Source organism: Pseudomonas sp. GW823-FHT05G12, from assembly GCF_058795575.1.
The window spans coordinates 3,622,624-3,635,018 of the sequence record NZ_CM179501.1 but is presented as its reverse complement, the minus strand read 5'-3'; the positions used below and the strand labels follow the sequence as shown (position 1 = coordinate 3,635,018).

The following is a 12,395-nucleotide window of genomic DNA, read 5'->3' as shown; positions in this document are numbered from 1 at the left end:
GCAAAACTAACCATTCCGTACAAAGAGATTGAAGCGACGACTTTACCTGCGAATAATCGATCGTGCCATAAACTGTGACAGGGGTTGTTTGCCCGAATGGCACCGTATTCCTCCAACAACAAGGAACTCCCGCCATGCAGCGTTCGATCGCTACCGTGTCCTTGAGCGGCACTCTGCCGGAAAAGCTCGAAGCCATCGCCGCCGCCGGTTTTGACGGCGTCGAGATCTTCGAGAACGATCTGCTCTATTACGCTGGCAGCCCGCGCCAGGTGCGCCAGATGTGCGCCGACCTGGGCATTGCCATCACCTTGTTCCAGCCTTTCCGCGACTTTGAAGGCTGCCGCCGTGACCGCCTGCAGAAAAACCTCGACCGCGCCGAACGCAAGTTCGACCTGATGCAGGAGCTGGGTACCGACCTGGTGCTGGTGTGCAGCAACGTCCAGGCCGATGCCCTGGGTGACGAGCAACTGTTGGTCGACGACCTGCGCCTGCTGGGCGAACATGCCGGCAAGCGTGGTCTGCGCATTGGTTACGAAGCGCTGGCCTGGGGCCGCCACGTCAACACTTACCAGCAAGTGTGGAACCTGGTGCGCCAGGCCGACCACCCGGCACTCGGGGTGATCCTCGACAGCTTCCACACCTTGTCGCTCAAAGGTGACCCCAGCGCGATCCGCGACATCCCCGGCGACAAGATTTTCTTCGTGCAAATGGCCGATGCGCCGATCCTGGCCATGGATGTGCTGGAGTGGAGCCGCCACTTTCGCTGCTTCCCAGGGCAGGGCGAAATGGACATGGCCGGTTTCCTGGCGCCGATCCTCGCCACGGGTTACCGTGGCCCGCTGTCGCTGGAAATCTTCAACGATGGCTTCCGCGCCGCACCGACCCGGCAGAATGCCGCCGACGGCTTGCGTTCGCTGCTGTACCTCGAAGAGCAGACCCGCTTGCGCCTGGAGCAGGAAAACACGCCGATCGAACCTGGCGTGCTGTTCTCCCCGCCGCCAGCCAGTGCTTATGACGGCGTGGAGTTCCTGGAGTTCGCGGTCGACGAAGCCGTCGGCGCGCGCCTGGGCAACTGGCTGAAGCGCCTGGGCTTTGCCGAAGCCGGCAAGCACCGCAGCAAAGAAGTGCAACTGCTGCGCCAGGGTGATATCAACATTGTGCTGAACGCTGAACCGTATTCCTTTGGCCACAACTTCTTCGAGGCCCATGGCCCATCGCTGTGCGCCACTGCGCTGCGGGTCAAGGACCAGCAAGCGGCCCTGAAGCGGGCCACCGCCTTCCGTGGCCAGCCGTTCCGCGGCCTGGTCGGCCCCAACGAATGCGAAGTGCCGGCGGTGCGTGCGCCCGATGGCAGCCTGCTGTACCTGGTGGAGCAGGGCACTGCCGGCCACACCCTGTACGACACCGACTTCAGCCTGGACAACAACGCAACCGCTACCGGCGGCCTACGCCGCATCGACCACATGGCCCTGGCCCTGCCGGCCGAGTCGCTGGACAGCTGGGTGCTGTTCTACAAGAGCTTGTTCGACTTCGCCGCCGACGACGAAGTGGTGTTGCCCGACCCGTATGGCCTGGTCAAGAGCCGCGCCCTGCGCAGCCAGTGCGGCACCTTGCGCCTGCCGCTGAACATCTCGGAAAACCGCAACACCGCCATCGCCCATGCGCTGTCAAGCTACCGTGGTTCGGGCGTGCATCACATCGCTTTCGATTGTGACGACATCTTCCGCGAAGTGGCGCGGGCCAAGCTGGCAGGGGTACCGCTGCTGGAAATCCCGCTGAACTACTACGACGACCTGGCGGCGCGTTTCGATTTCGACGACGAGTTCCTCAGTGAGTTGGCGTACTACAACGTGCTGTATGACCGCGATGCTCAAGGTGGCGAGCTGTTCCACGTCTATACCGAGCCGTTCGAGGAGCGTTTCTTCTTCGAGATCATTCAGCGCAAGGCGGGGTACGCTGGTTACGGCGCTGCCAACGTTGCGGTGCGCCTGGCAGCCATGGCCAAGGCCCGTAGCGGAGCGGCGCGCAAGCCGGTGCTGTAGTCGCCTGCACCGGCCTGTCTTGTGGGAGCGGGGTGAACCCTGCTTCCACAGGATCGTTACGGCCCGATTCAGTGACGCTCAGCCACCATCAACAACGACTGCGGCACCGCGCTCTGCGGATGCTGCGGTTCCTGCAGGCTGACCAGCCTCAACCCCGCCATGTCCAGCGCATTCAGCCAGCTGGCCAGGGTGCGGAAATACCAAGGCATCGGTTGCCAATCCCCGGCAAACCCGGCAAAAGACTCCTCTCGCCAGCCATCCTGATAATCCCCATCGGCCACGCTCCACGGGTGCAGGGTCTGGATCACCAGCGCACCGCCGGGTACCAGCAAAGCACGCATGGCCGACAACAGTTCAATGATGTCCTGGTGCAACAGCGCGAAGTTGGCGCAGATCAGGTCATAGTCCTTGCCAACATGCACCTTCGCCTCAGCCAACTGCGCATAGCTGGCCAGGTGCACCTCACCCGCGCCCGCAGCTCGCGCTGCATCCACCAGCGTTCTGTCGCCGTCGACGCCCACGGCCTCGATACCCCGGTCGGCCAGCGCGCGCAGCAGCCAGCCCTCACCGCAGCCCAGGTCGAGCACCCGTTCGGGCTGGCGGCCAAGGATGGCCAGCAGGATGGCCTGGTCAGTGACCTGGCGACGGCTCTCGATGGCGCTGTTGCGTACGGTGTCGATCCAGACTTGGGCGTTATGGTGCCAACTGTCGAGCAAGGCGTCTTCAGGGTTGCGCATGATCGGCTCCATCAGCGGAAAAGATGAAGGGCGAGCCCGGCAACGGCGCAGCCGATCAACACGTGTATCACCCCGCGCTTGTAGCGGAACAGCGCCACAGCCGCCGCGAGCGCTATCACAGCCGAGGACCAGTGGAACGCGCCATCGAACCCGTTCGGCCACAGCACGTGGTAGCCGAAGAACAGCGCAAGGTTGAGGATTACCCCCACCACCGCCGCAGTGATCCCGGTCAGTGGGGCGGTGAACTTCAGTTCGTTATGGGTCGACTCCACCAGCGGGCCTCCGGCGAGGATGAACAGGAACGAGGGCAGGAAGGTGAACCAGGTCACCAGGCTCGCTGCCACTGCGCCCGCTAGGAACGCCTGGTGGGCGCCGAACATCGGCTGCAGGTAGCCACCGACGAAACCGACGAAGGCCACCACCATGATCAGCGGCCCGGGCGTGGTCTCGCCCAGCGCCAGGCCATCGATCATCTGCGTGGGCGACAGCCAGCCATAGTGGCCGACAGCCCCTTGATAGACATAGGGCAGCACCGCATAGGCACCGCCGAAAGTCAGCAGCGCCGCCTTGGTGAAGAACCAGCCCATTTGCGTCAGTGTGCCGTGCCAGCCAAAGGTCGCCATCAGCAGGCCCATGGGCAGAAGCCAAAGCGCCGCAACCGTCAGCAGCAAGGTCACCAGGCGGCCCCAGCTGAAGCAGGCGTGCGCGGGTATCGGGGTATTGTCGTCTATCAGCGCCGGGCACTGGCGGGCCCTGACTGCGCTGTGGCCCCCACCGGGCGCGAACTGTGCTGGCCGCAGCCGGCCGCCGACATAACCCAGCAGTGCGGCCGCCAGCACGATCAGCGGGAAGGGGACGTCAAGCGCGAAAATGGCCACGAACGAGGCCGCGGCAATCGCCCATAGCCAGCCGTTCTTCAACGCCCGCGTGCCAATGCGGTGGGCGGCATGCACGACGATGGCGGTCACGGCCGGCTTGATCCCTTCGAAAAGCCCGGCGACCACCGGAACTTCGCGCCAGGTCAGGTACACCCACGACAGGCCGATCAGGATGAACAGCGACGGGAGCACGAACAGAGCGCCGGCAATCACCCCGCCCCAGGTGCGGTGCATCAGCCAGCCGATGTAGGTGGCCAGTTGCTGGGCTTCGGGCCCGGGCAGCAACATGCAGTAGTTGAGGGCATGCAGGAAACGCCGCTCACTGATCCAGCGGCGCCGCTCCACCAGCTCCTGGTGCATGATCGCAATCTGCCCGGCCGGGCCGCCGAAACTGACGAAACCCAGCTTCAGCCAGAACAGCAATGCCTGGCCCAGGCCGACAGAGGCGGGTGTTTGCCCGGCAGTTTCTTGCAGGTGTTCAGCCATGCGGTGTGCCCTTGCTTTCAGCCAGTCGCAGCGCGTTGGCGCTTGATTCGGTACATGTGCCCGTCAGCATGGCGCAGTAACATGTCGGCATCGTTGCCGTCTTCGGGAAAGCGGGCCACGCCAATACTGCAGGACGGTGCATCGATGCCGGCAAACTCGGCGTCGAGCGGTTCGGCCATGACCGCGAGAATGTGCTGTACGTGCGTGGCAATGGCCTCCGGCGACGGGCAGTCGGGCAACAGTACGGTGAATTCGTCGCCGCCCATCCGCGCTACCGTGCCAGCCGCCCCTACGCAGCGTTCCAGGCGGCGGGCCAGCGTGCACAGTACCCGGTCACCCACGCTGTGGCCGTGGTTGTCGTTGATCTGCTTGAAGTCATTGATATCGAGGAACAGCAAGGCCAGCCTGCGGTTGTGACGCCGGGCCGCGGCCAGGGCGGTGTCCAGCCGTTCATTGAACATGGCGCGGTTGGCCAGCCGGGTCAGCGGGTCATGATGGGCGAGGAAGCGCAGTTCGTCTTCGGCCTTGCGCTGGGCGGTAACGTCCCGTGCCACGCCGATACGCGCCTGGGCCTCATCAGACCAGCAGGCCGACCACAGAATGTGCACCACGCTGCCGTCCTTGCGAAGGTAACGGTTGCAAAAGTCGTAGTGCGGCTGGCCGTTCATCACCCGCATGATCGAGGCGCGCGTGGCCGCGAGGTCGTCAGGGTGCATGTAGCGGGTGATCGGCGTACCGATCAGTTCGCAGGCCTCGTAGCCCAGCAGTGCCTTGCAGGCATCACTGACGAACACGATCTGGTTGTCCCTGTCGACCACGAATACCGTATCCAGCATCAGGTGGATCAGCCTGGGATACAACGCTTGCAGGTCTACGGGCATGGCTCAGGGTGTCCGCGGCAGGGTGACCGATCATAGCCTGAAGGAATACGTCGCAGCTACGGCAGCCTTCAGGGTTGGTACCACCTTCCTTGAAACCGTGAACGACCGCATCGAAAAGGGCGGTCTGTACAGCGGTGGTTCGGGCCTAGGCAGGGGCAAAATGAACCAGGTAAATGGCATGGCACCTGACAAAACTGCCAGTTGTAGCGAAATCCGTCTGCACATCAAATGAAGCGCGAGTGTTCTGAACAGCCGCTCAAGTATTTGGCTCCCGCAATGTACAAATGGAGAGTGCCATGGATTATTCAACCGAAGAACTGGTCAAGTGGTTAGGTGAAGAATCACGTCTGTTGGGCTGGGACATGGTTTTCTTCTTTGATGGAGGAAAGATTAATGCGCTATTGAAGCAAACATCCATCCGGCGCTTCAATACAGCGGATCGTTTACCGCCCATTTCCGGATTCATCAGCAACGGGCCTGACTATCGTTTTGCCTTGTCCAATTGTAATCTCACTTTGCCTAGGTTGATTTTCGATGTGAACCTTGCCGGTAACAGGGCGCACCTGCTGATGACAATTGCTGAAGCCAATGTGTACTCGCTGATGTACAAGAGTCAACAGTGGCAAGTGCGCCAGTTGGATGTGCTAGGGGGTGTGCAACACGCTGATCTGAGTCTGGACATTGATCTGGAGGCGTCTGGTGGCCACGTGGATGAAACTGACACGATCAGTCTGGATCTCAGTGAAACGGAAAATTTTTCCATGCCGTGCTACACCGGCGAGACGCGCTTGTTGACCGAGTTTTTCAGGCAGAAATTTTCGGCGCTGCCTGATGAACAGCGTCAGTTTCCGATTGGCCATTTGTCAAAGCTCAATGTCGATTTGCATCGCCCCGTCTCGTTTAGCCTGCGTACCCAGGCCAGGGGAAGGGGGCCCACCGATGTGGAGGGTGCAGTCGTGCTGTTTGTCGATATGAAGGATGGAGCGGGAGGGAATTTTCCTGGCGCGGATTACAAGTACGCAATACCCAATGACGGTGACTATTCGGCAACCGTCCTGTTCAACACGGAACGGTTGTTGCTCGCGCAGTTCGTAAGCGCCTTGAGCCGTGTGATCAAGAATGCTGAGTTTGAGTTGCTCCGGCGTGATGGTGATTTACCGAAAGTTGTCTGCAAGGCGGGATATATTACACTGCCGCACCAGTGGGTTGACGAGACGGTAGCGATTCCTGCGTTTGGCACTCATTGGACAGTGACGGGGACTTTTGAGTTTTTGGAAGCCAACATAGACATGGCCGATGCGTTGACCATCAGCAATGTAGATGATCAGTGGAAGATGAGTCTGTCCATGCGTGGCAACCTGACGGTCGGGTTTAGTAATATCGATGACGCCACGGGTGAAATACGAAACAGACTGGTCTTCGAAGACTTTGACCTGGATGACTTCCTGGCGCGTGTGCAAGCAGATTTTCACTATGAAGCAGAGTTGACATACAGCTTTGATCCCGAAGGCGTGACACAACTGGTGTGCGAATCCTATGAATTTTCCGAGCGGGTTGGCTTTCAACCGGTTTTTGGCGACATAAAGCCTCCGCCTGCACGTGATTCTTCCGGCTCCGCGAGCGAGTTTCTCGCGTATTTGGTAAAGCCGGCGATGGGCTTGTTAAGGCAGTCGCTCAGGAAACGTCTTACCAGTTTTGGTACTTCGGGGTTTGTCTCGCTTCAGGATGGTTTGGTGGAAAACCTGAAAACCAATCTGATTTTCGAGTCTCGCACAAGTAAAATAGCGAGCGATGTGCTGAGGTTAAATTTTCAGAGCATTTTTACGGGGACAAAACTCTTGGCCCCGCACGATATAGCTTTTTTCGGCAAGGTAAATCCCGCTGCTGGTTATTTCAACGTCAGTCCGATGGAAACTACCCTGCTCGCAGGTAAAACCACGAAATTCGAGGCCGAGCCTGCCTGGGCGCGGGTACGTTGGTCCGTTGAGGCCGTTTCCGGCATTGCAGAAGGTGTTCCTCTTTCTATCAACGGAGGCTTCTTTACCGCACCCAGTGCCAGCGACATGACAAAGTCATGCGCACACCTGCTGGTAACAGCCACCAATATTTTGATTCCGGCAATTCAAAGCAAGGCCTTGATCACCGTGGTTCGCGAAATGCTGCAAGCCAACCCTGCGGTTGTGGTTGCCCAGGCAGGCAGAAACGTCGATTTCAATGCCTGGACGCTCGGCAATCCTGCGACCTTGCAATGGCGTTATCAGGACGAACCTGTGGGCACGGGGCAGGCAGTGACGGTCACCAGCCCAGCCGACACGGGCACGGTTGCTTATGTCGTCGAAGAAATCCAGGTGACAGACCCTGAAAGCCAACAAACCAGTACCTGTGTACTGATCACCGAGATGGGGCAGTTGACGCCCATGACGCTGAGCGCCACTGTTGACCCGGCTGGTACGAAAGCGGTGTTGGATGTCAGTCAAACCCCGTTCCCGCCGGAGGGCTTCAACTGGGAGGTGCGCTACGGACCCGGTAGCGTTTCGGCAGGAGTTTATACACCGGGTATAGACGAGACAGCCCGCTTCGCATTGATAAGCGCAACCTTCGATAGCGGTGATTACGGTGTTTTCGAAGGGTATGTCCTGCTAGTCCTGCCACTTGCCGAACACCGAAATATCACAAGCGTTCAGGCAGATTGAACGATGGGTAGATGGTATCAACCCCCACTGCGCCAATGAGCGTTGACCAGGCCCTGGCGCCACGCGTAATACTCCGCGCCCACCGGCGCGCTGCTGATCAGCCTTGGGGACCGTTGCCACCGGTCAGGCCTTGCTGGCCTGTTCGCAGTTCAAGGCTGCTCGTGCAGGGACACTGCATGGCTTGAGGTGGCTATCAATTGCTGACTATCAGCTCCGGCCCCAGGTAATCATTGATCTGCTCGATATCATCATCCCCCAGGCTGCCCACCGACGAGGCCAGCCGCAGGCGCGACATCAGGTAGTTGAGCTTGGCCTCGAACAGGTCATGGCGGGCGTCATACAGCAGCTCCTCGGCATTGAGCACATCCGAGTTGGTGCTGGTGCCACCTTCCTTGAAGCCCTTGCGGGTCGAGGTCAGCGAACGTTCGTTGGAGGCCACGGCCTTTTCCAATGCTTGAATGCGCAGGGCGCCACTCTGTACGCCACGGTATTCGCGGGTCGTGTTGGAAATCACCTCCTGGCGAGTGGCGTCCAGCTCATCCAGGGCCTTGGAGCTGTTGGCGCTGGCCTGGCGGGACAGGGCACTGGTGCTGCCACCGCTGTACAGCGGGATGTTCAGCTCCAGCCCGATCGAGCTGTAGTGGTTGCGCTGGTTCAGCTCGGAAATCGACTGGCTGCTGCCCGCGGTGTAGCCCGCCACGAAATCCAAGGTCGGGTAATGCCCGGCGCGGGCGCGGTTGACTTCTTCCTCGGCCAGCGCGTAGCTGTGCCGGCGTGCATGAATCAGCGGGCTGTCAGCCTGGGCCTTGACCAGCCACTCCTGCAGGTTGCCCGGCATCAGCGGCGGGGTGCTGAAGCTCGCCTGCAGGGTGGTCAACGCCTGCGGGGTTTCACCGATGTATTCCTCCAGCTTGCGCCGGGCGTTGACCAGGTTGTCCTGGGCGTCGATCAGATCGGCCTCGGCCAGGTCGCGCCGGGCCACCGACTCGTCGACGTCGGTGATGGTGCCGGCGCCCAGTTCCTTGCGCCGCTTCGCCGATGCCAGCTGTTCCTCGAACGCGTTCAGCTTGGCCTTGGCCAGGGTGATGGTTTCGCTGGCCAGCAGCACGTCGAAGTAAGCGTCGGCCAGGCGCACCGCTGCGTCCTGGCTCTTGGCATCGAACACCGCCACGCTGTAGTCGGCGCGTTGCTGGCCCTGGCGGTACTCGGCCATCTTCTGCTTGTTGAACAGCGGCTGGCGCAGGCGCACGTTGGCGCCCTTGGAGTCATAGTCGAGGTCATTGTCCTGGCCATTCTGGCGCTGGCTGCCATTGACCTGGTTGAAGTAGGCCGAGGCGTTGATCTGCGGCAGCAGGCCGGCCTCGCCGATGGCGCGGTTTTCGCCACCGGCTTGTTTCTCATGCACGGCAGCGCGGTAGATCGGGCCCTGGTACTGCAACAGGTCCCAGGCTTGCTTCAGGTCCATGGCACTGGCCTGTACGGCAACTCCCAGCAGGCACACCATCAGGCATGGGCGTTTCATGTCATTGCTCCTTGAACGCGGCGTCCACACGTTCGAGCATTGGTTTGAGCAGGTAGCTGAGCAGGTTGCGCTCGCCGGTCTTGATGGTGACGGTGGCAGGCATGCCGGGGCGGATGTGGTTGCTGCCCAGCAAGCCCATGCCGGCCGGCGTCACTTCGACCTGGGCCAGGTAGAACGGCTGCTTGCTTTCTTCGTCGAGCAGCCGGTCGGCGGAAATGGTTTTTACCCGGCCGGGAATGTTCGGTGTCTGCGCATGGTTGAAGGCCGGGAAAGCGATGTCCACGGCAAGGCCTGGGACCATCTTGTCGATCGCCTGCACCGGGATCATCGCATCGACCTGCAGCGGTTGGTCGAGCGGCACCACTTCCATGATCTTGGCCCCGGGCTGGATGATGCCGCCGACCGTGGCGATGCTCAGGCCTTGGACCATGCCGTCGATCGGCGAGCGGATCACCGTGTGGGTCACTTCATAGTCCAGTGCGCGCAAGCGGTCGGCCAGGGTGGTGTTTTCCTTGGCGGTATCGGTCAGTTGCGACTCCACCTCCTTCAGGTAGTCGTGCTGGCGCTGCAGGATGCGCAGCTTGATCTCGGTGGCCTGGCTGCGCGCCCGGGCAATGTTATTGAGGTTTTCGGCCTGGCCGGCGGACAGGTCGGCATTGCTGCGCTCCAGCTCCAGCAGGCGGTTGCGGGGTACATAACCTTCGGCGGCCAGTACTCGGGTGCCTTGCAGTTCCTGGTTGAGGAAGCCGATCTGCGAGGCGCGGGCGCCGTACACCTGCTGCAGGCCCTTCAGTTGCACTGCCGAGGCAGTGAGGTTTTCTTCAAGGATGCTCAGTTCACCGGCAAGGCCCGCGCGGCGGGTATCGAGCAGGCGCTGTTGCAGGTCCATGGCGGCCAGCAGGCGTGGGTCATTGGCGTAGTGTTCAAGCAGGGCAGGGTCGAACGTGACGGTATCGCGGCCATCGCGCTCGGCTTCCAGGCGGTTTTCCACGGTCTTGCTGACGATGTACTGGGCGCTGAGTGCGCCTTGTTCGGCCACTGCACGCAGGGCATCGAGGCGCACCACTTCCTGGCCTTTCTTCACCACATCGCCTTCGCGCACCATGATCGCTTCAACGGTGCCACCGCTCAGGTGCTGGACCGCCTTTCGGTTGCTGGTGACCTTGACCGTACCGGTGGCGACCACGCCGGCGTCCAGTGGCGCCAGGCAGGACCACAGCAGGAAGCCGCCGAAGCCGGCGATGACCAGCCATACGCCCCAGCGTACCGGGCGGCCCGCGTCCAGGTCGATCAGGTGGCTGCTCTCGGCGGGGATCAGTTCGGCATGTTGAGTCATCTGCATGGTCGGTTACTCCCGTACTTTGACCGAAGCCAGCGGTGCCGCAGCCGTTGCCGGAATCACCGCGGCCTTGCGCAGCGCGGCGAACACTTCGTCGCGGCTGCCAAGCATGTGCACACCACCGTCGCGCAGCATCAGTATCTGGTCGACCGCGCACAGCACATTGGGCCGGTGGGAAATCAGTACCACCGTAGCGCCGCGTGCCTTGAGCTCGGCCAAAGCATCGACCAGGGCTTTTTCACCCACGTCATCGAGGTTGGCGTTGGGTTCGTCCAGCACCACCAGGTTGGGCTCGCCATACAGGGCGCGGGCCAGCGCGATGCGTTGCTTCTGGCCGCCAGACAATGGGCTGCCATCGGCGGCCAGGCGGGTGTCGTAACCCTGCGGGAAGCGCAGGATCATGTCGTGTACACCGCTGCTGCGGGCGGCACGGATCACCGCGTCGCTGTCCACCTCGGCAAAGCGGGCGATGTTTTCGGCGATGGTGCCTTCGAACAGCTCCACGTCCTGCGGCAGGTAGCCCAGCCACGGGCCCAGTTCGGCTTTGTTCCAGGTGAAGATATCGGCGCCGTCCAGGCGCACCTTGCCGGCCTGGGCCGGCCACACGCCTACCAACAGGCGGGCGAGGGTAGACTTGCCCGAGGCTGAAGGGCCGATGACACCCAGGCTGTCACCCGGGGCCAGGCTGAAGCTTACCCCGCGTACGATGCTGGTGTTGCTGCCAGGGGCGCCGGCGATCACGTTCTCCACGGCCAGCATGCCCATTGGCCGCTGCAGCGACATGCTCGGTGGCCGTTGCGGGTAGTCCTGCAGCAGGTCATTGAGTCTGCCCCAGGCCAGGCGGCAGCCCAGCAGTTGTTTCCACGCGGCGATCACCTGTTCCACCGGGCCCAGGGCTCGGCCGGTCAGGATCGAGCAGGCGATCATCATGCCGGGGGTGATCGTGCCCTCGATCGCCAGCAGCGCGCCGGTGCCGAGGATCAACGACTGCAGGGTGATGCGCACGAAGCGCCCGATGCTGCTGATCAGCGCCGCGCGGTCGGAGGCCAGGGTCTGCATCTGCAGGATACGCAAGTGGCCCTGGTACCAGCGCTTGCCGATTGACGGCAGCATGCCCATGGCTTCGATCACTTCGGCGTTGCGCAGGTTGTTGTTGGCGTAGCTGGCCGACGACATGGCTGCCTGGTTGGCTTCGGCCAAGGGTTTTTGCGTGGCCTTTTCAGTGAGGTAGGCCAGGCCGACGAGGATCAGCGAGCCAATCGTGGTGACCAGCCCGAGCCACGGGTGGATCAGGTAGCAAACCAGCAGGTAGATCGGTGTCCAGGGGGCGTCGAAGAACGCGAACAGGCCGTTACCGGTGAGAAACTGCCGTACCTGCGCCAAGTCCTGCAGGGCCTGGGCCGGGTTACCGCCGGCACGGCTGAGGTTGCGTTCGAAGGCAGCGCTGAAGATGCGCCGGTTCAGGCTCATGTCCAGGCCGTTGCCCACCCTTATCAACACCCGGGTGCGAACCATCTCCAGCGCCGACATCAGCAGGAACAGCCCGACCACCAGCAAGGTGAGCATGCCCAAGGTGGTGACATTGCGGCTGACCAGGGCGCGGTCATACACCTGCAACATATAAATGGCTGGCGTCAACATCATGACGTTTATCACGCCGCTGAAGGCGGCCAGGGCGTAGAAGCTGCGGCGCAAGCGAAACAGCACGTCGGCCAGCTCGGAGCGGGTGCGTGGTGGCTTAGGCATCGGAGGCCTCCCTTTATCACAAAACGGGAAGCCCTTGCGGCGCCCCGTACAACGGCTGTTGTGGCTTCTTG

At 61.7% G+C, this 12,395-nt stretch carries 9 protein-coding genes; 3 read left to right on the top strand and 6 right to left on the bottom strand.

Annotated elements, in window-relative coordinates:
• The first annotated feature begins 134 nt into the window (after positions 1 to 134).
• Positions 135 to 2,042, top strand: a complete 1,908-nt coding sequence (gene quiC, locus AC3RCM_RS16500; RefSeq protein WP_003250790.1) for a 3-dehydroshikimate dehydratase QuiC — start codon at positions 135 to 137, stop codon at positions 2,040 to 2,042.
• Between the two features lie 68 nt (positions 2,043 to 2,110).
• Here the strand turns inward: quiC and AC3RCM_RS16495 are convergent, their stop codons facing one another.
• From AC3RCM_RS16495 to AC3RCM_RS16485, 3 genes are read right to left on the bottom strand one after another with little or no spacing between them, the layout of a single operon-like run.
• Positions 2,111 to 2,779, bottom strand: coding sequence for a class I SAM-dependent methyltransferase (locus AC3RCM_RS16495; protein WP_492629030.1), 669 nt, complete (start codon positions 2,777 to 2,779; stop codon positions 2,111 to 2,113).
• Positions 2,780 to 2,790: 11 nt separating this feature from the next.
• Positions 2,791 to 4,143, bottom strand: a complete 1,353-nt coding sequence (gene chrA, locus AC3RCM_RS16490; RefSeq protein ID WP_064490787.1) for a chromate efflux transporter — start codon at positions 4,141 to 4,143, stop codon at positions 2,791 to 2,793.
• 17 nt (positions 4,144 to 4,160) lie between these two features.
• Complete coding sequence (locus AC3RCM_RS16485; RefSeq protein WP_064490786.1) at positions 4,161 to 5,024, bottom strand: sensor domain-containing diguanylate cyclase; 864 nt, start codon at positions 5,022 to 5,024, stop codon at positions 4,161 to 4,163.
• Here AC3RCM_RS16485 and AC3RCM_RS16480 point away from each other — a divergent pair.
• Together AC3RCM_RS16480 and AC3RCM_RS16475 are read left to right on the top strand one after the other, a co-directional pair.
• Positions 5,023 to 5,256, top strand: coding sequence for a hypothetical protein (locus tag AC3RCM_RS16480; protein ID WP_064490785.1), 234 nt, complete (start codon positions 5,023 to 5,025; stop codon positions 5,254 to 5,256). The two genes, AC3RCM_RS16485 and AC3RCM_RS16480, sit on opposite strands and share 2 nt — an antisense overlap.
• 64 nt (positions 5,257 to 5,320) lie before the next feature.
• Positions 5,321 to 7,717, top strand: a complete 2,397-nt coding sequence (locus AC3RCM_RS16475) for a hypothetical protein (RefSeq protein ID WP_336087840.1) — start codon at positions 5,321 to 5,323, stop codon at positions 7,715 to 7,717.
• Positions 7,718 to 7,910: 193 nt separating this feature from the next.
• Here the strand turns inward: AC3RCM_RS16475 and AC3RCM_RS16470 are convergent, their stop codons facing one another.
• From AC3RCM_RS16470 to AC3RCM_RS16460, 3 genes are read right to left on the bottom strand one after another with little or no spacing between them, the layout of a single operon-like run.
• Positions 7,911 to 9,239: a TolC family outer membrane protein gene (locus tag AC3RCM_RS16470; protein ID WP_064490783.1), complete on the bottom strand. Its 1,329-nt coding sequence runs from the start codon at positions 9,237 to 9,239 to the stop codon at positions 7,911 to 7,913.
• Between the two features lies 1 nt (position 9,240).
• A complete protein-coding gene (locus tag AC3RCM_RS16465) occupies positions 9,241 to 10,581 on the bottom strand; it encodes an HlyD family type I secretion periplasmic adaptor subunit (RefSeq protein ID WP_010953486.1) in 1,341 nt (446 codons plus the stop codon).
• Between the two features lie 6 nt (positions 10,582 to 10,587).
• A complete protein-coding gene (locus AC3RCM_RS16460) occupies positions 10,588 to 12,324 on the bottom strand; it encodes a type I secretion system permease/ATPase (protein WP_020190310.1) in 1,737 nt (578 codons plus the stop codon).
• Between the last annotated feature and the right edge of the window lie 71 nt (positions 12,325 to 12,395).